Below are 24,754 nucleotides of genomic sequence, written 5' to 3'. Positions count from 1 at the left end.
CTGTTCCCATTCCGAACACAGAAGTTAAGCCCACCAGCGCCGATGGTACTGCTAACGCGGGAGAGTAGGCCGCCGCCAGTTTTTATTTTATTTTTAAAATCCTTTATCGTTATGATAAAGGATTTTTTTGTTATATACCCCTGTGAATGAGCTATAGGCAATAAGCCATCAGCCATGAGCCATCAGCCATCAGCAAGAATTAACAATGAGTACAGCCCACCATTCATCAATTACCCTGAATCCATATCCCAAAACTTATAACTCATAACTCATAACTTATAACTCTTACAACCGTTACCTCATACAGGAATATTGATGTTGTATTGTTAATATAATAGTGTTTTATATTATTTGTTATTAATGTGATTTAGTTTTTGTTGTTTTTTTGTTTTTTCAATCCGGAATTATGTAACTTAGTTATATCAAAATGATACGAATCTAAATTTACATATTATGAAAAAACATTTATTCCCTTTATTTTTGCTACTGTTAGGGGCAAATACGTATGCACAGCGTGGTTTTTTCGCCATTACAGGAAAGAATACCCAGAGTATTGATTTCAATAATCTCCGGGAAATTGAAGGAACTTCAGGAACTACCGGTAGAGTAATCTTTTCAGCAGATATTACCTCTAAAGTTTTTTCCCAAAAAAGAAATAGGATAGTAGTTGAAGACAAACAATCTTACAGTAGCTCCCAGGCTCCGGCAATGGCAGCATTAGCCTATGATTTTTCTGATAACAGGCTTGTTTATATGCCTATGTTTTCTTCCAATATTTACGTTTTGAATCTTGAAACAAAAGAAATTACTTTAATAGAAAATAATGTTGCAACAGTTTCCTCTTGCGATATCAACTCACATATTACGAGAATGACTGCGGGATATGACGGAAATATCTATGCAGTTAATAATTCGGGTACACAGTTTTTACAGATCCAAAAAAAGAACGGACAATACCTGGTACATGATTTAGGAATGATAAAAGATGAAGCTTCTAATGGGAAAAATTCATTTACAGCTCTTGAAACGGGTTTTGGAGGAGATATGGTTGCAGGTGCAGATCATAACTTTTATATTTTTGCTGCTTCAGGAAATGTATTTAAAATTTCAATACAAGATATGACAGCAAGATTTATTGGAAAAATTGCAGGTATTCCCGAGCATTATTCTGTAAACGGATCTGCTGTTAATGACAAAGGAAATGTTGTGATAGCAAGCGCTAAAGGAGCACCTTTATATGAAGTAAATCTGGAAACTTTGCAGGCCGTTCAATTACCTGGTGAAAAAGATTTACATATATATGATCTTGCAAGCAAGTATTTTGTTAATAATAAATCTGCTCCGGTTAATTTTAGTACTATTGATATTTATCCTACAAGGGTTGATGAACAATTTATCAACATTCGTATTAACAATAAAAATATAAAAGGAAACATTAGAATGAATGTATTTGATCTGTCAGGCAAGCAGGTTATGAATGAAAATTTATTTATAAAAGAAGAAACTATAAACCAAAAGATATATTTTAATAACCTGGCAGAAGGTGCCTATCTCGTAAATATTACGGATGATTCCGGGAAAGCCATATTGAATAAAAAGATTCTGATAACAAAATAACTAATTAAAATATAATAACTAAATAATTTAAAAAAATAAGCCTTTTCAATACTTTTGAGAAGGTTTTTTAATAATTATTTGATACTTGATAAGTTTTATTTTTCGATATTAAAATGTATTTTTATAAAAAAATATAGATGAAGCTATACTTTAATGTAGGTTATATTGCTAAGGCCGGGGAAAATCTGCAACTTGTTATTGGAGACGGAGATAGTCAGGGACAGATCCATACTATGTTTTATGCTGAAAATGGTTTGTGGAAATGTGAGGTAGATTTTTTCTCAAAATCAATTTCCTATAAATATCAGCTAGTAGATGAGAGGATGAATATTTTGAGAGAAGAGTTTGTTTTGCACCATCTTAATTTTCCACATAATTATAAAGAGTTTATTATTTTTGATGAATGGAATAATAAAAATTTTCCTGAAAATTATTTAAACAACAAAATCCTTTATAATAAACTACATGACTTTATTCCTGAAAAGGCTGCAGTTTTAAAGAAGCATACTCATTTATTCAGAATAGAAGCTCCTATTTATAATCCGGACTGGAGAATTGTATTGTTTGGAAGTACAGAATCATTGGGAAATTGGCATTATGAAAAAGTTATTCATCTGTCTCAGACAAATTTTGGAATATGGGAAGCTTCTGTAGAAATTCCTGAAAACCAATATATCCAATTTAAATATTGTCTGTATGATATAAAGGAAAACAAGGTCATTGATGTTGAGACCGGTGAAAACAGATTCACAGCACCTAATTTATTACCAGATGTTTTACAGATTGTTTCCAATCACTATTTTAGGTTTAAAGCTTACCAGATGTATCATGATGCAGGAGTTGCTGTTCCTGTATTTTCATTAAGAACTAAAGATGGGTTTGGTGTGGGAGAATTTGCTGATCTTAAAAAAATGGCAGACTGGGCAAAGGCTACCAACCTTGGGATTATTCAGATTCTTCCTGTTAATGATACAACAGCAAATTATTCATGGACGGATTCATATCCATATGCGGCGGTATCTGTCTATGCATTGCATCCACAATACATTTCTATAGATAACCTTGATTTTTCTTTACCCAAGGCTTTAGTTGAAGAGTATTTAATTGAAAAACAGGATTTGAATGATCTTGATTTGATTGATTATGAAAAGATGATCGCTGGAAAATGGAAATATTTAAAGATCATTTTTAATACAGCGAAAGAAAATATTTATAAAGACAGGAGTTTTAAAAAATTTATCAAAGACAACGAACATTGGTTAATTCCATATGCTGCGTTTTGCGTATTAAGGGATAAGTATAAAACTCCTAATTTTAATGAGTGGAAAACCCATAAAAAATATATTCCGGGAAAAATTGCACAATTCTTTACTGTAAAAAGTAAAGATTACGATCAGTCAATGCTTCATGCCTGGGTACAATACCAACTTCACAAGCAGCTAAAAGATGCAGTTGATTATACCCATAATTTAGGAATCTCCTTAAAGGGAGATTTGCCAATTGGAATTTACCGGTATTCTGTAGAAGCATGGACCGAGCCGGAACTATTCGGAATGGATTTTCAGGCTGGAGCACCACCAGATCAGTTTACTGAGCTTGGACAGAACTGGGAATTCCCGACCTACAATTGGGAGGCAATGAAAGAGGATAACTACAGATGGTGGAAAAATAGGTTCAAAGCATTGGAACAATACTTTGACGCAATGAGAATAGACCATATTTTAGGTTTTTTCAGGATATGGAGAATGCCAATTTCTGCTGTACAGGGCATACTGGGATATTTTTATCCGGCTGTTCCCATTGTTTTGGATGAGTTTAAAGCATGGCAGATTCCGTTTGATTTTAAAAGGTATTGTAAACCCTATATCAATAACCAGATTTTATGGGATTACTTCGGTGAAAACAGTGGTAAAGTGCTTGACTTCTTTGAGCATAACCAGGATGGAACCTATTCTTTCAAAGAAGACTTTGATACCCAGAGAAAGCTGGCCGATTACTTTAAAAAACAACCTTACGGAGCGCTTGAAGAGAAGCTGATTTCCTTATGTGCAAATGTTTTATTTTTGACAGAGGAAAGAAATGGAGAGACGGTTTATCATCCAAGATTTAATGTTTACCATACAGAATCATATAAATATTTAACTGAGTCTGAAAAAAAAGGTATTTATGATCTGTACCATGATTATTTTTTCAGAAAGCAGGATCATCTTTGGTATGAAAAAGCAATGGAAAAACTTCCTGTTATTTTGAATGCCACCAAAATGCTGATCTGTGGTGAGGATCTGGGAATGGTTCCTGCATGTGTGCCTGTGGTTATGGATGAACTCGCAATTATTGCTTTAAAAGTGCAACGTATGCCTGCTGAAAATATTCCCTTCTATAACCCACAAAATGCAAATTACATGAATGTGGTCACTGCATCTTCCCATGATAGTTCAACATTGCGGCAATGGTGGAAGGAAGATCTGAACACAACTCAAAAATATTTTAATCAGCAGTTAATTCAGTATGGAAAAGCCTCTGAAGACCTGGAGCCTCATTTAGCAGAAATCATTATGAAGCAACATTTATATAACGATGCAATGTTAGCGATTTTCCCGATTCAGGAATTTCTGGCTACGGATACAGAGCTTTCAAATGAGAATATAGATAATGAAAGAATCAATAACCCGGCTGTCTTTCCGCATTACTGGCGTTATAGAATGCATATAAACCTGGAAGAGCTGAAAGATAAACATATCTTTAATGAAAAAATAGCACATTGGATAAAAGATAGTGGAAGGTTGTAAATTTAACATTTGATTATCAGTTAGTTAAAAATATTTTAAAAGAAGTTTAATCCTAAGATTTAACTTCTTTTTTTTATTTGTATCAAAAAGATAGAATTAAGATATTCTGCTATATACTAACCAATTAACAACTATAGAAATGAAAAAAATATTTTTAGGATTAGCGGTAAGCCTGGGCGTTTTTGCCTCTGCTCAGCAATATCCGAATAATGGTTGGGGAGATGATGGTTATTATCAGAATGAAGGAGGCTACTACAGCGATGAAGATGACAGAAGTTATTTTCCTGATGATTATTATTACAATTATCCTCAGGATTATTATCCGAATGACTATTATCAAAGTTATTATAACGATTATAGAAATAGTATTATTAATATAGACTGGAACGGATTCTTTGTACAAAACAGATTAAATCGCTGGCAGGTTGATCAGATTATCAGATTGAATAATCTATATGTAAGTTTTAGTGCCTGGAATAATTTCTACAGATATAATCCGGACCGATGGTATTATGATAGGTTCTATGCTTTGGAACGGATATTAGGACCAAGAGTTTTTGTGGTTTTTCAAAATAATTATTATCGTGGATACAGCCCGGTTGTTTATTTTCAGAATTACAGAAGAACATATTATGTACCAAGATATGCGGTAATGCCAAGATATAGAAATGTAAATATTAATATTTACAGATTGGACAGAGCCAGATTTCATAGAATGGATAACCCTACATTTAATATCATCAGAAGGGATAGCAGGACTAACAATGGCTTCAGGGGCCCCGTAAGAGATGGGAATAATTCAGGGGGATTCCGTGGTAATGATAATTGGAGAAAGAACGATAATTCCGGTTTCCGGAATGATGATAACAGGAGCAGGGGAAATAACAATGGAGGATTCAGGGGAAACTCTGATAACAAAGGCTTTAAAGGAAATAATGACGGCTTTAGAAATAATGGTGAAGGAAGAAAAGAAAATGGAGGATTCAGAGGGAATAACGGAGGCTTCAGACAAAAAACAGAAAATTCTTCGCCAGGCCATCACAACCGTGGTAATAACGGAGGTTTTAGAGGAAGCTTAGTGAAGAATTAATTTTCATATATTATATTTAAGTGGTGTGAAGGGTAGGTTTTTATAATCTGCCCTTTTTTATGTTTTTTATGGTTTATTTTAAATAAATATTAACATTATTTATGAATTTGTTAATTTAACTTGTGTTTTAATTGCTTATCCAAAAGATAGAATAACAATTAATTAAATTTTTTAAAGATGAAAAAATTAGTTTTAGCAATAGCATTTATAGGAATGGGAAGTCTGGCAATGGCCCAACAAACTACTCCACAGGAGAAAGAAGCAAAAAGAGCTGAAATGAAGCAGAGAATGGAACAAAAGGAACAGGAACATTTAGCAAAAATGCAAAAAGACCTTGATCTTAATCAATCGCAGGTTGATCAGATAAAAGCTCTTCATGAAAAGAAAAAGCAGGAAATGAAGGCTGATTTTGATAAAAATAAAGCGGAAAGACAGGCTAAAATAGAAGAAAAGAAAGCCAAAAGAGCACAAATGGATGCTGATATGAAGAAAATTCTTACTCCTCAACAATATGATAAATGGCATGCTGAAAGAGAAGCTAAAATGGAGAAGAGAAAAATGGCTATGAAAGAAAAAAGAATGATGAAAAAGCCAATGAATGCCGGAACTCCTGAAACTAAATAAGAGTTTATAATTTTAATTTTTTAATGTGTAAAGGATGGAGTATTCTCCATCCTTTTTGCATTAATTTTCTGTAAAGCTTTTGATTTCGGGCATATATTCCCTATTTTTGACTATAAATTTAATACTTATGGTTAGCGAAAAAATTGCAAAATTAATTAACGAACAAATTGCCCACGAACAATATGCCGCTCAATATTATCTTTCAATGTCAGCATGGTTTTCAGGAAAAGATTTAGATGGTATTGCGAATTACTTCAGAGTTCAAAGTAAGGAAGAATTAATGCATGCAGATAAAATGTTTGATTACCTGAATGATGTAGGCGGGGAAATCATCATCGGAGAAATTGCAAAACCTCCGCATGAGTTCGAAAATGCAACTGATATTTTCGAAAAAGCTTTGGAGCATGAGAAAAAAGTAACTAAAAGTATTTTCAATATTGTAAAAAATGCTAACGAAGAAGGTGATTTTGCAACAACATCTTTCTTACAATGGTTTATTAACGAACAAGTAGAAGAAGAGGCGAGTGCATCACAGTATGTTACGAAAATCAAAATGGTTTGTGATAATCCATCTGCATTATATCTGTTTGACCAGGAACTGTCACAGAGAGTGTTTACTCCTGATACCACTGCTTAATATGAAATTTCAGGATATGAAAAACCGCTGTCTGACAAGATAGCGGTTTTTTGTTTTTTATACTAATAGTGAACTGTATATTTACAGGTAAATGATTTGAGTCTTTAATACTTTTTTTCCAAGACTTTCAAGAATATTTCTATAGCCCTGAATCTGGGCCTCATCTCTTGTTTTCTCTTCACCGGTTTTAAAATCAACAATGATATAACCTTCTTCACTTTTTAAAATCCGGTCCGGTCGTGAAATATGACTTTCGCCATTTTCAGAGATCATAATGTCCTTTTCATTGATGACTTCCCACTTTTCATCAAAAAATTCAGCATATGTCCTCACAATGCCGTGTAAGGTTTCCTGAATTTCCTTTTTTTCTTCAAGTGTAATCTGTCCATCCAGCATATAGCTCTCCAGTACCTTAGAAATATCTTTTTCCGCATTTATTTTTGACAAAAGCTCATGAACAAAAAGCCCTATCCTTACTTTCTCATTTCTTACCTGATAATTTTTTGAGGGAGTGGCAATTTTTATAGAAGTATTCTTTTCATTAACATTTTTCAGATCCTGTATATTCTGGGTGGTATAAAGAGAACTTTTATCTTTGGTGTGTTTTCTCAATATTTCAGGACTAACTTCATAAAGATCAAATTCATCGGACTGGTTTATGTTTTTACTATTAAAAAACTCAAGAAGTTCAAGATTATTGGATGTTTTATTTGCTTTTTGAAGATAAAAAAATAGCTGCTCGACAGGCCTGGTAGTGGCAACATATTGTAAACATAATCTGTCTATCAGATTTTTATAAGAATTCTTTTTGTTAAACAATTGAATTTCTTCATCATATACTTCAAGATTTTTACTGAACTGGTTAACGTTGACTGATTTTAAGGCGTCGTTTCCATGGGTATCAAACCAGTTGGTAAATTCGTTATCCCTGTTCTTATTCATCATAGGAATAAAGACAATAGGGAATTCCAGCCCTTTCGATTTATGAATGGTCATAATCTGAATAGCATCAATATTTTCTGAAGCCTGAATAGTATAAGAGGAAGCTTCTTCATCCCAATATTTTAAAAACTCTTTTGTACTTACACCTGCAGTTTGGGTAAAGTTAAAGAGCATTTCCATAAAGTTAAGCAGGAAATCAGTTTCTTTGTTTTCTACAGAGAATTCATTAATGTAATATTCTATAAAGTTATAAAGGTTAAATCTTGGGAAATTATCCTGTTTGAGTTGTAATGAATATTTTTGTTGAATGAAGCGAAGGATTTCTTCATGGTTTTCAATATCCAGAATTTCTTTCATCTCCAAGGTGAAATCAGCCATATGAATTTTACCTAAAGTATTAAGATAGTACATCATCATAATAAGACAGTGCTTATTTTTCGGATTAATTTCCCATCTTAAAAATTCTATGACAGCTTTTAATGTATTGGACAGTTCTAAAGTAAGGCCTTTATCAGAAATTGTTTTGATGTTGGTTTCTGCACCACAATAAGTTACCTTTAAATTTCCAAGCTTTTGCGAATAACTGAAAATATCAAAATTTCCCCGGCAAAGAATGGTAATATCAGAAAATTTAAATCCATTATTGAGACATTCCTGGATGTCTTTTCTCATTTTTTCGGAGGTATCATTGTAGAACTCATCATTGGTAAGATTCTCAATAAGATTGACCTTTACGCGCCCCTCAATTTGTGATCTGGGGCTTTGTTCAGCATCTGTACCAAAAATATTTTTGTGTTCATCTTCCAGTTCTTCGGAGTGATAACGATACAGTTCGTTATTAAACTTTACAATGTTTTTTGCGCTTCTCCAATTATCTTTCAAAACGAGAAGATCTGCTTCTTTAGGAGAAAATTCTTTTTTGTTAATAATATCCAGCATTAATTTGCTTTCCCCGCCCCTGAACCTGTAAATACTTTGCTTAGGATCTCCTACCAATGTAAATGAAGTGTTTTCTGAGGATACACTATGATCCCGGAGAGGAACAAAATTCTGCCATTGCAGCTCTGAGGTATCCTGGAATTCATCAAAAAAGTAGTGTTGAAACTGTGAACCCACCTTTTCATAAATAAATGCTGAAGGCTCATCCTTAAGATTCTCGTTGATCAGGATGTTAAATTTCGAAAGCAGGACAAGATCATTTTCTTCTTCAATTTTCTTTAGCTCATCCTGAATATCCTTATTTACTTTTAAGGGAAGAAGAGCAGATAAAATCTTTTCTTTCTTTTGGGTTTCAATATACCATAGTATAAGCTGCATCCTGTTTTCAAGGAGCTGATCCAGAATTTCAAAAATTTCTGTTTCCTTATGTTTGGATTTTGAAGAGGCCCCTTTTCTGTAATTGCTGACCACAGATTCTTCCTGAGTAGTGGGAAAGGGAAACCCTGGCCTTTTCTGCTGATAAAAGTCGGTAACTTTGATAAAAAAGCCTCCGATCCCGTTTTTTCCCTGGGCAAAATCCTCAATTTCAATGCCTCTTGATTTAAACAATTCAACAGATTTTACTGCAAGTTCTGCAGACTGTTTTTTGTGAAAGACAATTTCTTTACGAAGGATATTCTTTATGTTTTCATAATGGGCATCGTCAAAACTCTTGTTATTCTTAAGATGTTCATAATGAATATCTTTTACAAATTCTTTTGCGGAGTCATAGAGACTTTTATTAAGATTGATTCTTTCATTGTTTTCAAGGCTGTAATCTACATAATCCATAAAAGAATTGGAAATTATTTCATTTTCACCAATCTGATCAAGCATTTTGTCAACAGCTTCAATCAAAAAAGGCTCAGCTTCAATTTCGAGATTGAAATTTTTAGCGAGTCCCAATTCATATGAAAAACTTCTTACGAGCCTGGAGTTAAAACGGTCAATGGTCCCGATATTAAGAGTGGAGTAATTATGAAGAATATAATCCAGTAACTTTTTAGAACGATGATGCAATTCATCGATTGTTATTTTTAACCCCTGATCCTCAAAAGCTTTCTGAATATTTTTAAGGTCTTTATTTTCTATATAGTTTTCTGCAGAAAAGTTTCCAAGCCATGTCAGAATTCTTTCCTTCATCTCATTAGCCGCTTTATTGGTAAATGTAAGGGCGAGAATATTCCTGATCGACTGCTGTTGATTAGGATACCGGAGACAGATCATCAGCAGCCTTTGGACAAGGGCATATGTTTTCCCTGATCCAGCAGAAGCATTAATGACTGTATAAGAATTTTGCATTGTTTAAAGTAGAATTCAGACTGCAAGTTAACTAAAATTTAAAATAAATTTTAACAATTTACTTCCTCTGTTTAACAGTTTTAGAACTAAAAATTAAAAAGAAATACTAAAAGGAGTTAAGTGAGGTTAAACTTATGGTATAATTTAAAAATAGTTTTAGCTTTGCTTAATAAAAACAACCCGTGAAACTTAAACTATTCTTTTTATTATCTCTTTTCTCTTTTATTACTGCAAATGCTCAAAACTATATCTTTGGAAAAGTTGTGTCAGAGAGCGGTTTGGAAATCCAGGAAGTTACGGTAATCAATATCAGGACAGATGAAACGGTTATTACAAACAGCGATGGACATTTTATGATTTCCGGAAGGGCGGGAGATGAGCTCCGTTTTATTAAAGCAGGGTACGAAAGATTTATACAGAGAATTTCTCAGGAAAATATTCAGTCTCCTGTTAATATCAGTCTGGTGAGGGCTGTTATCCAAATTCCGGAAGTCGAAATAAAACAGGGTATTACCGGAGATCTGAAGATTGATGTAAAAAATAACAATCGTCCGCAAAAAGTTGAAAAACTGGTCAAAGAAATAGACCGGTATATTGTTCAGAAAACAGATCCCAGGGTGCTGGCAGCAAGACCAGGTGAGTTTGTTCAGCCTAAAGGGCAGGGATTCTCAATCGGGAAAGTTAAAAATAAATGGGATGATGTGGATCTGATCAATTATATTAAGATAAGTCTTGGTGAAGAATACTTTACTGATCTGCAGATCAATAAAGCTCAGATCGATCATTTTATTTCGTATGTGCTGGCAGGAGGCTTTGAAAGAAAAAATATTCTGAAATACGGTTTTTGCAGTGATGCAGATCTCAATAGGTTCCAGCGTTTTGTACTGACCAGAATATCATCGTATCGGGCTCCACAGACTCAAAGATAAATGATGCAGGGGAATATTTGTAGCCTGATCAATGCTGGAAATAATGTTAAAAAAAACCTAAAATATTGGAATAGAAATTGATGCATTCAGTGTAAATCAAATTCGCAAGGTTTATGAATAAAAATATTATTGCAGTAGCAGTTGGAGCTTTAGGTTTTGTGATTGGATTGGGTCTTTTAGGGAATGCCGTTAAGAACAGGAATAAGTCTGAAAACACAATCTCTGTGACAGGATTGGGAACAAAACAATTTATTTCCGATCTTATTACCTGGTCCGGGAGTTTTTCCAAAAATAATGTTGACCTGAAATCTGCATATGATGAACTGGCTTTGGATAGAAAAGTAATAAATGACTATCTGGTGTCAAAAGGAATAAAACAAAATGAAATTGTGTTTTCATCAGTAGATATTCAAAAGCAGTTCAGAAGTTATAATGATTCCAATGGTAATTATGTACAGGGAGAATTTTCGGGATATAACCTTACTCAAAAAGTCTCGATTGAAAGTAAGGAAGTAGCAAAGATTGAAAACCTTTCAAGGAATATTACAGAGATTATCAATCGTGGAATTGAGTTTACTTCCTCTTCTCCATCGTATTTTTATACAAAACTGGCGACTGTAAAACAGGAAATGATTGCCAGTGCGACAAAAGATGCTAAAGAACGTGCTGAAAAAATTGCAGAAAATTCCGGAAGCAGGTTGGGAAATCTTAAAAAAGCTACAATGGGAGTCATCCAGATTACAGCACCAAACTCAAATGAAGATTATTCTTATGGAGGAACCTTTAATACTTCATCCAAAGAAAAAGAAGCAAGTATTACTATCAAGTTGGAATACGAGGTGGATTAATAAGTGCCCTGAGAAAAGTAATTGTCAAAAAAATAATGCCGGAATGTTCCGGCATTTTATGTTTAGGAATAAACAATTTCACAAATTTCTTTTTTTATACGCTCTATATTCTCAGGAGAATAATTGGCGAGTAACCATAAATTCAGGGCCTGCTTTCCTTCTCCATAACTTGGCTGTACATGCGTTGGGTCAATCAGTTCAAAATTGTTTCTCTGGTAGAAAGCATAACGTCTTTTCGCATCCTCATTGAGATCTTCAGGTTCAATTTCCAAAATAATTCTGGGATAGCTTTTTAATAAATGGGCTATAATATGAGATCCTAATTTTTTACTTCTGAATGCTTCAAACACTTCAAAATGTTCTACAAAAATGAAAGAGCTCAGTTCCCATACAATGAGGTAACCTATTGTTTCAGATTCGTGAACTACAGACATTATTTTTGCCTTCGGATTTGAAAATAATCCTGCAAACTGTTCCTTATCTCTTTGCTCATCTACAGGAAAAGTGCTGGTGTAAGAAGAATAGATCTCCTGAACTCTATTATCCTCAGCATAAGTAATCGGTAAAAATTCCATAATTATAAATCAAAAACACTGGGTCTTCTGGTAATAAAAATGTCTTTAATCCATAAAGTAAATGCCAGCCCCAGATAAATAAGAAAGAAAAAGCCTGCTGTAGCAAAAGTAGAATAAATGAAGAATACTCTTAGCTTAGATACGGGAATTCCCAACTTGGCTCCCATTCTTGTCAGAACACCAAACCATTCTCTCTCCATTTTATGTCGGATATTACTCAGCATTTCAAGATTCTTTTAAAAGTTTAAAACCAATACTGCAAGATAAGCAATTTTTCTCTTTACACGAGCTTTTATAGTGATAAATCAAACTCTGGCTTTCCAGAGCATTGCTTATCTTCATTCCAAGATTGTTCCAGCCAGTAATTACAGAATTTTTTTCCGCTGTAATATGGTAATAAAATTTTATAATATCATCAGCCGTCTCTTCCTTGTGATACCTGTGATAAACATACTTTAATGGCAAGACCGTATTTAAAATGATAATATCCGTAAAGTCTTTACTCAGGACCTTAGGATTGGGTTTGGATAGTTTTCCGAAATTGAAATGGCAGGTCCAATATCCGGAAGCTTGTACAGGCTTGAAAATATCATACAACTCATCTGTATTTTTAGCTTTGATTATTTTTGAAAATAAATTTTGGTTGCTGCAATAAAGATCTGCTAATTGAGATAAACGGATAGTTGGAAAATTGGGAGGCCTTAATCTTAAGAATTTGGGATGGAACTTTAAATCAGGGATTTTAAACTTTATTTTGAGAAACTCAAATTCCCGTTTCCATATTTTGGTTTGCCCGTCTGGCGGAAAATCAAGCCATCCGGAAACTCCGAAGAATAAAGCTTCAAGCTGCAAAGGGTTTTGTCTGATCTTATTGATGATGCTGAAATCAATACTTTCAGCTATCTGTCTGAAAATATGGGCATTTACTTTTAAGCCAAAAGAGTAGGCCAGGCTATGAAATAAAACTGCTTCAAAATTTCTTTTGTACAGAACTAAGCTTTCCTCAAATTCAGCTGATTTTTCTTCCAGCTTTTTAAAAATGTTTCCCTCGTGAAAATGAATAGGAATTATTTTGCTGTCAAAAATTTTCTCACAGGCAATAAATTGATTACTATTCATGAGGCCTTCATATTTGTATATTATATTGTCATCAATATAATTTTTCAGTTCCAGAACGGGAACATTTCTTTCAGCCAGTTCCGGGATGTCCAGATCATGGTGAAATACAACATGGAGAATAATATTCTGATAATTGGGATCTGAAGAATGGCGATGGAAAACCCAGTCGGAAGAACGTACATGAAGTTCTATATTTCCTGCCATTACTAATTTGTTGATCTTAATGGAGGCTTCCAGAAAGTCTGGTCCTGCATCTTTATTCCATTTTCCGGAATTGATGATCTCAACAGGATTTCCTTCAATATCCTTGAAGTCAAAATGTGTGAAAATCTTATAGTTCCAAAGATATTGAAGTAACTTTTCCGTCATAAGTGTGACGATAAATATAATATAAATATTATACTTTCGTCAACTCCTTTTTAAAATTTTCTATGGTTGTCCTATACATTTTCTCATATATAGGAAGAATATTTTTTAAATCAAATTTTACAGCCTGTTCTTTCGCATTTTTCTTCATTTTAGCTAAAAGTTCATCATTACTCAATAATTTGATGGTATAATTACTCATTGCTTCTACATTCCCGATTTCAGCTAGATATCCGGTTTCTCCCTGAATATTAACTTCAGGGATACCTCCTGCATTAGAACTGATCACAGGAGTATAAGCCGCCATAGCTTCCAGAGCAGCCAGTCCGAAACTTTCCTGTTCGGAAGGTAGAAGAAATACATCGGAAAGCTGTAAAATTTTATAAAGATCATTTACTTTTCCCAAAAGACGGATTTTAGAAATAAGGTCAGGATTCTCTTCCAGAAACTGATTAACTTTTTCCATGTCAGGACCTTCTCCGATAATAATCAGTTTTGATTTTACCTTTTTTTCTACATTTTTAAAAATCTGTAAAACTTCGTCCACACGCTTTACAGGACGGAGGTTGGACACATGAATTAAAATTTTTTCATCAGGATTGGCAAACTGTGTCCTCTGGCATTCTGAACAGTCATCAAATTCCGAATTATCAATAAAGTTTGTAATGACCTGGATTTCTTTCTTGATATTAAAAAACTGAAGAGTATCTTTTTTTAAGCTCTCAGAAACTGAAGTGATGGCATCTGACTGATTAATGGAAAATTCTACAGCATGTTTATAGCTTGGATGCTGCCCCACAAGGGTAATATCAGTTCCGTGAAGTGTTGTGACTAACGGAATATCATTATGGTCTTCCCGAAGCATTTGCTTAGCTGTAAAAGCTGCATAAGCATAAGGAATAGCATAATGGGCATGAAGAAGATCCAGTTTATAAAGATTAACTACCCTGTAGATCATAGAACTTAATGCAATATCATAGGGCTGATATTGAAAAAGAGGGTAGGTTTGAACATTTACTCTATGGAAAAAAATATTAGGATTTGTAATGTCTAATCTTGCGGGGAGGGCAGAGCTGATAAAGTGTACTTCATATCCCTTATTGGCAAGGGACATTCCCAGTTCTGTTGCTACAATTCCGCTTCCTCCATATGTTGGATAGCAAAGTATGCCTATTTTCATTAGATTATTGTTGTTTGATGTTTTACTTATTTTGAAGCCGGGATAAAATCTATCCCCATTCCGGTTTTTAACTGACTGTTAACAAGTACAGGAAGTCTACCCCATATTTTTGTTTTTCCGTTTAATGCATCAGCTGTTGCGTTCATTGAATCATCATTATTTTCATAGGAAACAAGAACGGTAGATATTTTTGAAATATCTATATCTTTCAGCGCATAAGCACTTCCGAAGACATTGAGAATAACTTTTTGATTCCTGGTCAGACTGGTAAGGATCCTTTTGGATTCTGTTGATATCTTATAGGGTTTGTAAGCTGTTGAATTGTCTTTGTGCAAGCCTACAATTACAGTTGAGCCAGCCGGAATGGTACTGATTTCATTCGCTTTTTTAAGCACAACATCAGGTCCCAGCCTGTTTATAAAAGTCTGGTAGGGAGCTTCTTCCAATGGAACATAATACATTTGTTTTCCAGCGACCGGAAGCAGTTTTTGATCGTCTTTTAATAAGGTCAGTGCATTGGAATATAAGTTTTGTACCAATGTCTTATGAGAGTCATTGTTAAGATCGGTATTAATATTCTCCGGGTTTTTGGGAGTATATTGTGTTAGCCCCAGAAAGTATTTGGTCAGTAGTATTTTCTTTACGCTTTCTTCAAGTCTTGACTGTGGAATCTCACCTCTGTCTATTGCTTTCTGAATAAGTTTTTTCCCTTCAGAAACGCCTTGAGAGAAGAGCATGATATCATTCCCGGCTTTAAATGCCATAGCATCCAGTTCACCAGGCTTATATTTATTGGCCACAGCTCCCATATTTAAAGCGTCAGTAATAATTAGCCCTTTATATCCAAGCTTTTCTTTTAATACTCCTGTGATGATATTTTGAGAAACCGAGGCAGGAATGCCTTTCCCGGATTCTAAACTTGGGACATATAAATGGGCTACCATAACTCCTCCGATCCCTTTATCCATTAAAGCTTTGAAAGGAGCGAGCTCTACGGAATTTAATCTGTCAAGATTATGGGAAACAACGGGAAGATCAAGATGCGAATCTGTACTGGTGTCACCATGACCCGGGAAATGTTTAATTGCAGCTAATATATTATGATCCTGAAGCCCATTTGAATAAGAAAGGGCAGAGCTGATGACATTGTCTACTTCTGAACCAAAACTTCTGTTTCCGATAATAGGATTATCAGGATTGGTATTGACATCCACAACCGGAGCAAAGTCCCAGTTGATGCCCATTCTGTGGCAGTCTTCGGCAATCTTGGCAGCCATCTGGTAAATCAGGTTTTTGTCTTGAATAGCTCCTAAGGTCATTGCCCAGGGAAATTTATGAGCTGTTGCAATTCTTTGGAAAAGTCCCCACTCTGCATCCATACCAATCATTAACGGAACTTTGGATTTTTGCTGAAATTCATTAACAAGATTAATTTCTCTGGCCGCATCATCCTGCATTAAAATCAATCCTCCTATTTTATCATTGGTAATAATATTCCTGACCTGATTAATATAGTCTTCTCCTTTATTTGTGTAGAGCGCAACAATAAAAAGCTGTCCCAGCTTTTCATCTTGGGATAGGCTGTTATATGTTCTGTCTGTCCATTGCTGAGCCTTTTTAAAATCTTCTGCAGAAATATTCTTAGGTTGATACTGTGCATTAATTTTAGGGCTTACCAACGCTGCAATAAAGAGTGAAGTATATAATATTTTCTTCATGACTTTTTTGAATAAGAACAAAAATACAATTAAAAAAATGACGAAAACAAAGTTTTTGAAATTTTTGGTATATGATTTGAATACGCAATATAAATAATAACTAAACTTTTGAAAAAAATGAAAAAAATTCTTCCATTTATATTACTAGCAGGTATCGGTTTTTTAGCTTATAGCTGTGACAACAGTGATGATGTAGTTGTTCAGAATACAGTAGATTCCCGAATGAAGGATATTACAGGTACTTTCACCGGAGCTAACAATGCAAACTGGACTATTTCGCAAGGACTTAGCATTAAGAATACTGATGTAGTTCTGGTATATAGAAACATCAATTCAAATACAAATGCTTCCGCAATATGGCAGCTTATACCTAAGACTTTTTACTTATCCAATGGTAGAGAATTAGATTATAATTATATTTTCAACTCTCAAAATGTAGATATTAGCACAGAAGCTAACTTTGATCAGTCAACTTTAGTGGGTGCTGAAGCAAGCCAATATCTGATTAATCAGACTTTTAGAATTGTTTTGGTTCCTGCAGATCCTGCCGGAAAATCAGCAAGCAATGCTGCTGCTGTAGATTACAGTGATTATAACGCTGTTATTAAATATTACAAGCTTGATGACTCTAATGTGCCATCAACAAAAGTAAATTAATTAAGAAATATCTTTTCAGTTTTTTATAATTAAAAAAGCTCCGGGAGTAATCTTCCGGGGCTTTTGATTTGGACCTTATAAACAAACAAAAGCTTCAGAATTATCTGAAGCTTTTGTTTTTATCTAATTATCATTGTCATCAAGAAGATGTCCAAAGAAATCTTTTTTTGTCTTGAGATAGCCTTTACTAATTTCATTGGCAGGAATTTGTAACGGAACCCTTGAATTAAGGTGAATATTACTGTCTATTACATACTTTACCTTTTCAGGATTATTTGTCAGCAGATTGATATCTGTAACCCCCAACAGATTAAGAATTTCAATAGCTACTCCAAAGTTTCTGTCATCTGCAGGAAGTCCCAGTTCCAGGTTGGCCTGTACTGTGTCCAATCCTTTTTCCTGTAGAGAATAAGCTTTTAATTTGTTGATGATACCAATATTTCTGCCTTCCTGACGAAGGTATACAATAATTCCTCCATTTTCATGGATATATTTCATAGCGGCATCCAATTGCTGGCCGCATTCACATTTTTTTGAATGGAAAACTTCTCCGGTAATACATTCTGAATGGAAACGCACATTAACAGGTTTGGAAAAATCTGTATTTTCTGCGACAATAGCCATATGAGGCATCCAGTCGTTTTCGTTTTCAGAGAAAGCTATCATTCGGAAATTGCCGTGTTCTGTTGGAACATTGGCTTCCGCCTGAATTTTAATCATTAATAATAGTTCAATTAGTTTTTTTAACTTCCTGGTAAAGTGTCTTCAATAACAGAAATATTGGTTTTCAGACGAACCAGATATCTGTTAAGAACCTCATCATCATCTCTCTCAAGATTCTGTCTTAGCTTTTGAATTTTTTTGTATGATTTTTCGAAGCTTTTAAGTGATCTGCTTTTTCCTGCAGAGTTATTGGCATCAATTGCGTATAAATAATTCTGAAGGCTGTATTTCAGGCTTGTGATTTCATCATTCAACCCATTGTTTTTAAACTTAGGAAAGGTTGAAATGATGTTTGAAATTTCAGAAGCATTTACATTTTCCTTGATATTGATGTTAAAACCCTTTTTTGAGCCTCTGTCGGAATCTGAACCTTTTGTTTCACTGTAAAAATTATTAGACAGTGGTGAAAGGTTTAGCTTTTCCGTTGCACAGGAAGATGTTATTATTATAAGTAGTACTCCAAAAAAAAATAGTCTTTTCATTTCTGTTGCCCTTTTTGATAAAGGATTGGGTTAAGACTTTCATCATTGTACATTTTCATTTGTTTGTACACTTTCATCTTAACGCTACCGTTTTCAATATCAGCAAGCAACTGATCTATAGAAGTTGAGAGATCTTCTTTCTGAGTGAGCAGTACATCCAGTTTTGCCTGGCAATTTTTTCGATGCTCTTCAGAAGCAGATTCTCTGTTTGCTTCTAACGACATATGATAAACCTTTAATGCAAGAATTGATAGCCTGTCTACTGCCCAAGCGGGAGTTTCCGTATTTATTTTTGCTTCAGGTTTAGGAGTAATATTTTCAAACTTTTTAAGGAACCAGCTGTCAATATATTCTACCAGATCAGTTCTTTTCTGATTGGATGCATCTATTGTTCTTTTTAGTTGAAGAGCTTCAGCCGGATCAATATTTTCGTCTCTAATTATATCTTCCAGATGCCATTGAACGGTATCAATCCAGTTCTTTGCATACAAAATCCGTTCCAAACTATCTTTTTCGAACGGGTTATTAATTAGAGTGTTAACGTCATCAGACACGTGATAGTCTTCAATACATTGATTGAAGACTTTCCATGCAGTCTCAGTGAAATTCATTAATGCTAAGGAATTTAGTTACTGGAAGAATTATTATTTGTAGAAGAAGTTTTATTTTCAGAACCAGGTTTGTCTTCTTCTTTTACCGCATCTTTAAATTCTTTGATCCCTGAACCTACGCCTCTCATTAATTCCGGAATTTTCTTTCCTCCGAATAGTAATACTAAAAGTATTGCTACGATCAGGATGTGCTGCCAAGATAAGGCAAGTATTGTTAGTGTATTCATCTCTTAAAATTTTTGCAAAGTTAAGCTTTTTTTAATATGAAATCCAACCTAATGGATCAACTGGTGTACTGCCGTTCCATACTTGGAAATCAAGAGTATATGAACCATCGAAATCCTGTGCCACTGTTCCTACCGGAGTTCCTGAAGAAACCTGCTGGCCTTTGGAAACACTTACATTTCCTAAGTTGGAATAAATGGTAAAATAGCTTCCGTGCTTTACAATAACAGTTTTGGTGCCGTCATTGTTTGCCAGTACTGAAGATACAGATCCCGGGAATACAGATTTTGCACGAGTGCCTGATGGAACGGAAATTTTGATACCATTGTTTTCTTCAGTAATATTTTTGAAAACCGGATGGGGCTGTCTTCCAAACCGATGGGTAATACGTCCGGCTCTGTCAGCAGGATAGCCTAGTCTTCCTTTGTTATCGGCAAAACTACTTCCTGTAGAAGAAGATACTCCATAACTGGTCATTGCTTTTGTTTCTGCAGCTTTTTTCTCTTCTTCTTTTCTCTTGGCTAGAGCTGTTTCTGCAGCCTTAGCTGCAATTAACTTATCAGCAGCTTCCTTAGCTTTGGCCGCAGCTTCATCAGATGCCTTTTTAGCGGCAACTCTCCTTGCTTCATCTCTGGCACTTGCTTCAGCCCTTGCGGCTTCTTCATTACGTTTTCTTTCTTCTTCTGCTCTTCTCGCCGCCAGTTCAGCCGCTCTTTTTGCTTCTGCTTCTGCCAATCTTCTTTCTCTTTCAAGAGCTTCAGCTCTTGCTTTTGCTTCGGCTTCAATTCTTGCTTTTTCACGTTCTGCGGCAAGTTTGGCTAAACGTATTTTTTCTGCTTCTGCTTTTCTTCTGGCTTCTTCTTCTGCTTTTGCAATCCTTATTTCTTCTGCAATGATTGCTCTGATCTGCCCTTCAAGTGCTTTTGACTGGGTTTGCTTTTGCTTCAGTTCGGCAGTAAGCTTTGATTCGTTCTTTTTAAATTCAGCTACAAGCTGTTCTTTCTGTACTCTTTCTGCATTGATGGTTGCTAAATCTTTCTGTTGGTTTACCAACAGGTTTTCTTTCTCTTTTATAGAGTTTTGCCTTTGTGCAATTGTTTTTTTGATCAGGTTAGCGGCATTGGTGATTTCGGCAGCTTTTTTATCCTGATAATCAGAATATTGTTTCAGGTATTGTACTCTTCGTATAGCTTCACCCAGGTTTTTAGAAGAAAGGATAAAGGTAACTTTGTTCTGAACTCCTTTGTTTTTATATGCATTGACAAGAACTTCGGCATAGTTTTTTCTCAAAACAGCCAATTCTTTGTTCTGACGGTTGATTTCTAATTGTCGCAGATAGATATCATCTTCAATGAATCTTTTCTCTTTCTGGGTGTTATTGTAAACCTTTTCTCTTAAAACCAATTTTTGATTAACGCTTGTAAGATAGGCTATAGAAAGCTTAGACTCATTTCTGGTCTTAGCTAAATCTGTATTTATTTGTGCAATTTGTTTTTTAAGTTCAGCATTCTGCTTCTGCAGCTGTTCTTTTTTCTGCTGTCCCTGGTGCAGTCCGAACATCAGAACACCTATTAAAAAGCTAAATTTTTTAATCATTTAATCTCAATTTTCTTATAACTCGATGGTACAGAATAAGGTGTTTCCATCCTCGAAAAGTCAAATTTCGTGTTTTCCATCAAAATCTGGCTGGATTTTGAGCCTTTTATAATTATTTTAACATTTTTTGGTAAACGGATTCCTTCATACTCTTCCCAGCCGCTGTAAGAAATTTCCAATTCATCCGGAGATAAGACATCTTTGAGATTTACACTCAATAAATCATAATTCGTATCATACTGGAGTACGATTTTATATTCTCTGTTTTTTTCGTCAGTTACAATTTTCTGATTGATATTAGAGGTCATCTTATATCCCTGTGCATTTTGGGTCAGAGTAAATTGAGAATCACTGATCTTTACAAAAGTCCTTCCTAAAAGAATTTTTTCCAGAGATTTATAGTCGATGAAATTAACATTAAGCAAGTTGTTAAGATACTCGAAGTCAGAATCAATGTAAGTTTTATTTACTTTGTCCTGTCCTTTTATTCCTTCAGGAGTTGCGATTCCCCGGGCCACATTCAAAAATACAGCTCTCAGGTTCATCCAGACTTTCTTATCGTTTTCAATATAAGTAGTAGCCTCTAAAGTGGGTACAAAACTTCCTGTTTCCACATTTACTTTGCTGCTGATCTTAATCTGATCGAATTTTGGCGGAATCAATACATGTTCGTAAAAGGTGAGTTTGTCTCTCACCGGTTCATTTACATCTTTTGGATTTCTTTTATCCTCTGCAGTGATAATACTGTCCCGGCCATTGTCTGTATTAACAGCGTTTTTAGTTTTGCAGGACGATAAAGCAAGGAGTAACAGCAGGAGTGGTATCCACTTTTTCATGTATTTATCATTTTTCAATTTAAAAATACGGTGCAATATTAACGCCAAACCACACAAAATGTTTTGTGTGGTCTGATTATGTTATATTTAAATTAAAGAAATTTCTTTATTATTTATTTGGAAAGAAAATCTAAAACAGAGTAATCACCCAGGGAAATCTCTCTGGCTACACCCACATACTGTGCCGAATTACCAATCATTGAATTGGAAAGATTACCATGATTAATTTTTGTATTTTCCTGAATCAGGGAATTTTCAATATTAGAATTCACAATTACAGTATTATTTCCCAATGAAACGCCAGGCCCTATTTTTGAATTTGAAATTTTTACATTTTCTCCGATAAAGCAAGGAGGAATAATCAAAGAGTTTTCAATAACAGCAGAAGCCGGATACTGTCCCATTTCTACTTTTTCGTACTCCAGAATTTTACTGTTCGTTTCTACAGTAGCATTTTTATTTCCGCAATCCATCCAGTCATTTACTTTACCTAAAGTAAATTTAGCTCCTTTGGCTCTAAGATTTTCCAAAGCTGTTGTCAGCTGGTATTCTCCACCATTTTTTATATCATTATCCATGATATAATTGATTTCTTCCATTAATTTTTCAGCGCTGTTGAAATAATAGATACCAATAATGGCAAGATCTGAGACAAAAGTCTGAGGCTTTTCAACAAAGTCTGTAATGAACCCATAGTTGTCTAACTTTACTACTCCAAAAGCTGATGGGTCATCAACACTTTTTACCCAGATAACACCATCTGAATTTTTATCCAGCTGGAAGTCTGCACGGAATAATGTATCTGCAAATGCTATAACTATATCTCCCTGCATTGACTGCTCTGCGCATTTGATCGCATGTGCTGTCCCCAATGGGTCATTCTGATAGTATATACTTCCTTTTGCTCCCAGCTTTTCAGCGATCTGAATAAGGGATTTTTCGATTTCAGGTCCAAAATCCCCGATGATAAAAGCTACTTCTTCAATACTTTCACCCGCAACTTTAGCTATATCTTCCACTAATCTCTGTACAATAGGTTTTCCTGCAATAGGAATAAGAGGTTTAGGAACAGTTAGTGTATGTGGACGTAATCTGGAACCACGTCCAGCCATAGGGACAATAATTTTCATAAATAATATAAAGATATTTTTTGTTTAAATGCTGTTTATTTTATTAAAGATATAGATTAACCCTTTTAGGATAATGAGCTATCTTATTTTATACGTTTGTTTAATATTTTCAGGCTTACAACTATCAAAATAGAGACCAAAACCTAAGATCTTTTAATAATTTTTGATAATATAGCCTTCTCTTTGAATCCTATCAGGCAAAGAAAGAGTATCAGGAATAAGTTTCCTATCAGGTAATTGGTCCTGAAGTAATAAAATGAAACCAATGAAAAACCAATGGTAAACATCAGGTATATCAGAATTTTGCCGGTATTATAATGAATAGGATATTGCTTTTGCCCCCATACATAGGATATAATCATCATCGACATGAATGTTATCAGAGCTGCAATAGCACTGGCCCAATATCCATATTGTGGAATAAACAGAAAATTGATAAGAATCGTAATGCATGCTCCTATTACCGAAATGTAGAGTCCTACCCTGGTTTGATCTGATAGTTTATACCATATTGAAAGATTAAGATAAATTCCTAAAAATAAAGCACCCAGCATTACAAATGGTATGATTTCTATCCCTTCGTAATAAAGAGGATTTCTCAGATATTTCTCAGATATCCATTGAAGGTTTACCATAAGTCCCATATAAATAATGCAGCTGCAGATAACAAAAACATCCATCAGCACAGCATATGTTTTATGGGAGTCTTTGTTTTTAAAGCTTGAAAAAAAGTAGGGTTCAATACCGAGCTGGTAAGCTTGTCTGAAAACAGTAATAAAGGTAGCAATTTTATACACGGCTCCATATACTCCAATCTGATGACGAGCCTCTTCTTCAGGTAGAAGATACTTTAGAAATTGACGGTCCAGTGTTTGGTTCACAATTCCTGCAAGCCCTGCAATCATGACAGGCCAGGAATAATTCATGATTCTTTTCCATAAACCAAAATCAAACCTGGAAATGCTGAAGCTGAAAAATTCCTTCCCTACAATTAGCAGTGTAATAATACTTTGTATAAGGTTAGCTACAAAAACATAGCCTACACCAAATTCAGGATTATATTTTAATCCCAATATACCCTCAGGATGATTGGGCAGCCATCTGATAAAGAATAACACCAGTAAAAAATAAACTGAAGATCCGGCAACTTTGGAAAACATATATTTAAATGGTTTCCCCTGAAGCCTGAGAATGGCTGATGGGATGGTAGAAAAAGCATCCAACGAGAGGATAAAAAGAAATATGACAAGGTAATTAACCTGATCAGGGGTTTCAAATGCATCTGCAAGCTGATACCTGAAAACATATCCCAGTATAAGGTAAATAAGCCCCATGCTTATAATGCTTACCGAACATGTTGAAATTAATGTTTTTTTGTCAATATTATCTTCCTGAGCAAAACGGAAGAAAGAGGTTTCCATGCCATGCGTAAGTAATACGGTAATTACTCCAGCTATAGAATACCAGTCTACAAAAGGAGATGAGGCCGAGGGGCCAAATGCTTTTGTTACGATTGGAGCAATGATAAAAGGGAAAATCCGGACCAATACAGAACTGAGTCCATATACAGCCGTCTGCCCAAATAGTTTCTTATACAAGTCGAAAATTTTTATGCAAATGTAAATATTTAGAAATTGATTTATGATGGGTAATATTAAAATTCATTCATAAACCTTAATTTTGCTTTTTATAGAAGCAGGAGCCCTGAAGTTAAAAACAGGTAATTAAATTTTATAACTTAAGACAGGTTCTGACTTCTTTATAACTAACATCTAATTTG

At 34.6% G+C, this 24,754-nt stretch carries 22 protein-coding genes and 1 rRNA gene; 9 read left to right on the top strand and 14 right to left on the bottom strand.

Annotation, left to right across the window (positions count from 1 at the left end; genetic code table 11):
• The 6 genes from rrf to DRF59_RS16225 all read left to right on the top strand — a co-directional run.
• Positions 1-81: ribosomal RNA gene (gene rrf / locus DRF59_RS16250) — 5S ribosomal RNA — on the top strand; the annotation flags it as partial.
• 372 nt (positions 82-453) lie between these two features.
• Positions 454-1,617 carry a T9SS type A sorting domain-containing protein gene (locus DRF59_RS16245; protein ID WP_115962552.1) on the top strand — a complete coding sequence of 388 codons (1,164 nt, stop codon included), beginning with the start codon at positions 454-456 and terminating at the stop codon, positions 1,615-1,617.
• A gap of 137 nt (positions 1,618-1,754) precedes the next feature.
• On the top strand, positions 1,755-4,406 hold the full coding sequence (locus tag DRF59_RS16240; RefSeq protein WP_115962550.1) for a 4-alpha-glucanotransferase: 2,652 nt from the start codon (positions 1,755-1,757) through the stop codon (positions 4,404-4,406).
• Positions 4,407-4,545: 139 nt separating this feature from the next.
• Positions 4,546-5,496: a hypothetical protein gene (locus DRF59_RS16235; protein ID WP_115962548.1), complete on the top strand. Its 951-nt coding sequence runs from the start codon at positions 4,546-4,548 to the stop codon at positions 5,494-5,496.
• Between the two features lie 177 nt (positions 5,497-5,673).
• Positions 5,674-6,120: a hypothetical protein gene (locus DRF59_RS16230; RefSeq protein WP_115962546.1), complete on the top strand. Its 447-nt coding sequence runs from the start codon at positions 5,674-5,676 to the stop codon at positions 6,118-6,120.
• Positions 6,121-6,247: 127 nt separating this feature from the next.
• Complete coding sequence (locus DRF59_RS16225) at positions 6,248-6,757, top strand: ferritin (RefSeq protein ID WP_115962544.1); 510 nt, start codon at positions 6,248-6,250, stop codon at positions 6,755-6,757.
• Positions 6,758-6,838: 81 nt separating this feature from the next.
• Here DRF59_RS16225 and DRF59_RS16220 read toward each other — a convergent pair whose 3' ends face one another.
• Positions 6,839-9,979, bottom strand: coding sequence for a UvrD-helicase domain-containing protein (locus DRF59_RS16220; RefSeq protein WP_115962541.1), 3,141 nt, complete (start codon positions 9,977-9,979; stop codon positions 6,839-6,841).
• A 182-nt stretch (positions 9,980-10,161) separates the two neighbouring features.
• Here DRF59_RS16220 and DRF59_RS16215 point away from each other — a divergent pair, with 182 nt between their 5' ends.
• Positions 10,162-10,908: a carboxypeptidase-like regulatory domain-containing protein gene (locus DRF59_RS16215; protein WP_115962538.1), complete on the top strand. Its 747-nt coding sequence runs from the start codon at positions 10,162-10,164 to the stop codon at positions 10,906-10,908.
• Positions 10,909-11,021: 113 nt separating this feature from the next.
• Positions 11,022-11,756, top strand: coding sequence for an SIMPL domain-containing protein (locus tag DRF59_RS16210; protein WP_115962535.1), 735 nt, complete (start codon positions 11,022-11,024; stop codon positions 11,754-11,756).
• A gap of 62 nt (positions 11,757-11,818) precedes the next feature.
• On the opposite strand, the gene DRF59_RS16205 is transcribed toward DRF59_RS16210, so the two are convergent.
• Genes DRF59_RS16205 through DRF59_RS16185 form a run of 5 tightly spaced genes read right to left on the bottom strand, consistent with a single transcriptional unit; the run spans position 11,819 to position 16,714 of the window.
• The gene (locus tag DRF59_RS16205; RefSeq protein ID WP_115962532.1) at positions 11,819-12,331 is read right to left on the bottom strand and encodes a GNAT family N-acetyltransferase; all 513 of its coding nucleotides are present in this window, start codon (positions 12,329-12,331) and stop codon (positions 11,819-11,821) included.
• A 2-nt stretch (positions 12,332-12,333) separates the two neighbouring features.
• On the bottom strand, positions 12,334-12,555 hold the full coding sequence (locus DRF59_RS16200; RefSeq protein WP_002981826.1) for a PspC family transcriptional regulator: 222 nt from the start codon (positions 12,553-12,555) through the stop codon (positions 12,334-12,336).
• A 1-nt stretch (position 12,556) separates the two neighbouring features.
• The gene (locus tag DRF59_RS16195) at positions 12,557-13,819 is read right to left on the bottom strand and encodes a DUF2851 family protein (protein ID WP_115962529.1); all 1,263 of its coding nucleotides are present in this window, start codon (positions 13,817-13,819) and stop codon (positions 12,557-12,559) included.
• A 28-nt stretch (positions 13,820-13,847) separates the two neighbouring features.
• Positions 13,848-14,996, bottom strand: a complete 1,149-nt coding sequence (bshA, locus tag DRF59_RS16190; RefSeq protein WP_115962526.1) for an N-acetyl-alpha-D-glucosaminyl L-malate synthase BshA — start codon at positions 14,994-14,996, stop codon at positions 13,848-13,850.
• Positions 14,997-15,022: 26 nt separating this feature from the next.
• A complete protein-coding gene (locus tag DRF59_RS16185; RefSeq protein ID WP_115962523.1) occupies positions 15,023-16,714 on the bottom strand; it encodes a glycoside hydrolase family 3 protein in 1,692 nt (563 codons plus the stop codon).
• A gap of 117 nt (positions 16,715-16,831) precedes the next feature.
• On the opposite strand from DRF59_RS16185, the gene DRF59_RS16180 reads away from it, so the two are divergent.
• Positions 16,832-17,371: a hypothetical protein gene (locus DRF59_RS16180; RefSeq protein ID WP_115962520.1), complete on the top strand. Its 540-nt coding sequence runs from the start codon at positions 16,832-16,834 to the stop codon at positions 17,369-17,371.
• Between the two features lie 123 nt (positions 17,372-17,494).
• Here DRF59_RS16180 and ribA read toward each other — a convergent pair whose 3' ends face one another.
• The 8 genes from ribA to DRF59_RS16140 all read right to left on the bottom strand — a co-directional run bounded on the left by ribA (position 17,495) and on the right by DRF59_RS16140 (position 24,572).
• The gene (ribA, locus tag DRF59_RS16175; protein ID WP_115962517.1) at positions 17,495-18,091 is read right to left on the bottom strand and encodes a GTP cyclohydrolase II; all 597 of its coding nucleotides are present in this window, start codon (positions 18,089-18,091) and stop codon (positions 17,495-17,497) included.
• Between the two features lie 23 nt (positions 18,092-18,114).
• A complete protein-coding gene (locus DRF59_RS16170; RefSeq protein ID WP_115962514.1) occupies positions 18,115-18,576 on the bottom strand; it encodes a hypothetical protein in 462 nt (153 codons plus the stop codon).
• Positions 18,573-19,187, bottom strand: a complete 615-nt coding sequence (locus DRF59_RS16165) for a DUF4254 domain-containing protein (RefSeq protein ID WP_115962511.1) — start codon at positions 19,185-19,187, stop codon at positions 18,573-18,575. The genes DRF59_RS16170 and DRF59_RS16165 overlap by 4 nt, the downstream gene beginning before the upstream one ends.
• A gap of 14 nt (positions 19,188-19,201) precedes the next feature.
• Positions 19,202-19,414, bottom strand: coding sequence for a twin-arginine translocase TatA/TatE family subunit (locus DRF59_RS16160; RefSeq protein ID WP_115962508.1), 213 nt, complete (start codon positions 19,412-19,414; stop codon positions 19,202-19,204).
• Between the two features lie 31 nt (positions 19,415-19,445).
• Positions 19,446-21,008: a peptidoglycan DD-metalloendopeptidase family protein gene (locus DRF59_RS16155; protein ID WP_115962504.1), complete on the bottom strand. Its 1,563-nt coding sequence runs from the start codon at positions 21,006-21,008 to the stop codon at positions 19,446-19,448.
• Positions 21,005-21,844 (bottom strand): DUF4292 domain-containing protein, encoded by an 840-nt coding sequence (locus DRF59_RS16150; RefSeq protein WP_185144929.1) that lies wholly within the window; start codon positions 21,842-21,844, stop codon positions 21,005-21,007. Before DRF59_RS16150 ends, DRF59_RS16155 begins: the two co-directional genes overlap by 4 nt.
• 113 nt (positions 21,845-21,957) lie before the next feature.
• Positions 21,958-22,974 carry a sugar phosphate nucleotidyltransferase gene (locus DRF59_RS16145; RefSeq protein WP_115962501.1) on the bottom strand — a complete coding sequence of 339 codons (1,017 nt, stop codon included), beginning with the start codon at positions 22,972-22,974 and terminating at the stop codon, positions 21,958-21,960.
• A 143-nt stretch (positions 22,975-23,117) separates the two neighbouring features.
• Positions 23,118-24,572 (bottom strand): lipopolysaccharide biosynthesis protein, encoded by a 1,455-nt coding sequence (locus DRF59_RS16140; RefSeq protein ID WP_115962498.1) that lies wholly within the window; start codon positions 24,570-24,572, stop codon positions 23,118-23,120.
• Between the last annotated feature and the right edge of the window lie 182 nt (positions 24,573-24,754).

Origin of the sequence: Chryseobacterium flavum, from assembly GCF_003385595.1 — a bacterium.
GTDB lineage: Bacteria > Bacteroidota > Bacteroidia > Flavobacteriales > Weeksellaceae > Chryseobacterium > Chryseobacterium flavum.
Note: the sequence above shows the minus strand (reverse complement) of the source record. Positions and strands in the feature narration are given on the sequence as shown.

What these genes read in the sequence shown, in the direction of transcription:
- DRF59_RS16245 (WP_115962552.1), top strand. Translation starts at nt 454, where the DNA reads ATGAAAAAACATTTATTCCCTTTATTTTTGCTACTGTTAGGGGCAAAT.
- DRF59_RS16240 (WP_115962550.1), top strand. Translation starts at nt 1,755, where the DNA reads ATGAAGCTATACTTTAATGTAGGTTATATTGCTAAGGCCGGGGAAAAT.
- DRF59_RS16235 (WP_115962548.1), top strand. Translation starts at nt 4,546, where the DNA reads ATGAAAAAAATATTTTTAGGATTAGCGGTAAGCCTGGGCGTTTTTGCC.
- DRF59_RS16230 (WP_115962546.1), top strand. Translation starts at nt 5,674, where the DNA reads ATGAAAAAATTAGTTTTAGCAATAGCATTTATAGGAATGGGAAGTCTG.
- DRF59_RS16225 (WP_115962544.1), top strand. Translation starts at nt 6,248, where the DNA reads ATGGTTAGCGAAAAAATTGCAAAATTAATTAACGAACAAATTGCCCAC.
- DRF59_RS16220 (WP_115962541.1), bottom strand. Translation starts at nt 9,979, where the DNA reads ATGCAAAATTCTTATACAGTCATTAATGCTTCTGCTGGATCAGGGAAA.
- DRF59_RS16210 (WP_115962535.1), top strand. Translation starts at nt 11,022, where the DNA reads ATGAATAAAAATATTATTGCAGTAGCAGTTGGAGCTTTAGGTTTTGTG.
- DRF59_RS16205 (WP_115962532.1), bottom strand. Translation starts at nt 12,331, where the DNA reads ATGGAATTTTTACCGATTACTTATGCTGAGGATAATAGAGTTCAGGAG.
- DRF59_RS16200 (WP_002981826.1), bottom strand. Translation starts at nt 12,555, where the DNA reads ATGCTGAGTAATATCCGACATAAAATGGAGAGAGAATGGTTTGGTGTT.
- DRF59_RS16195 (WP_115962529.1), bottom strand. Translation starts at nt 13,819, where the DNA reads ATGACGGAAAAGTTACTTCAATATCTTTGGAACTATAAGATTTTCACA.
- bshA (WP_115962526.1), bottom strand. Translation starts at nt 14,996, where the DNA reads ATGAAAATAGGCATACTTTGCTATCCAACATATGGAGGAAGCGGAATT.
- DRF59_RS16185 (WP_115962523.1), bottom strand. Translation starts at nt 16,714, where the DNA reads ATGAAGAAAATATTATATACTTCACTCTTTATTGCAGCGTTGGTAAGC.
- DRF59_RS16180 (WP_115962520.1), top strand. Translation starts at nt 16,832, where the DNA reads ATGAAAAAAATTCTTCCATTTATATTACTAGCAGGTATCGGTTTTTTA.
- ribA (WP_115962517.1), bottom strand. Translation starts at nt 18,091, where the DNA reads ATGATTAAAATTCAGGCGGAAGCCAATGTTCCAACAGAACACGGCAAT.
- DRF59_RS16170 (WP_115962514.1), bottom strand. Translation starts at nt 18,576, where the DNA reads ATGAAAAGACTATTTTTTTTTGGAGTACTACTTATAATAATAACATCT.
- DRF59_RS16165 (WP_115962511.1), bottom strand. Translation starts at nt 19,187, where the DNA reads ATGAATTTCACTGAGACTGCATGGAAAGTCTTCAATCAATGTATTGAA.
- DRF59_RS16160 (WP_115962508.1), bottom strand. Translation starts at nt 19,414, where the DNA reads ATGAATACACTAACAATACTTGCCTTATCTTGGCAGCACATCCTGATC.
- DRF59_RS16155 (WP_115962504.1), bottom strand. Translation starts at nt 21,008, where the DNA reads ATGATTAAAAAATTTAGCTTTTTAATAGGTGTTCTGATGTTCGGACTG.
- DRF59_RS16150 (WP_185144929.1), bottom strand. Translation starts at nt 21,844, where the DNA reads ATGAAAAAGTGGATACCACTCCTGCTGTTACTCCTTGCTTTATCGTCC.
- DRF59_RS16145 (WP_115962501.1), bottom strand. Translation starts at nt 22,974, where the DNA reads ATGAAAATTATTGTCCCTATGGCTGGACGTGGTTCCAGATTACGTCCA.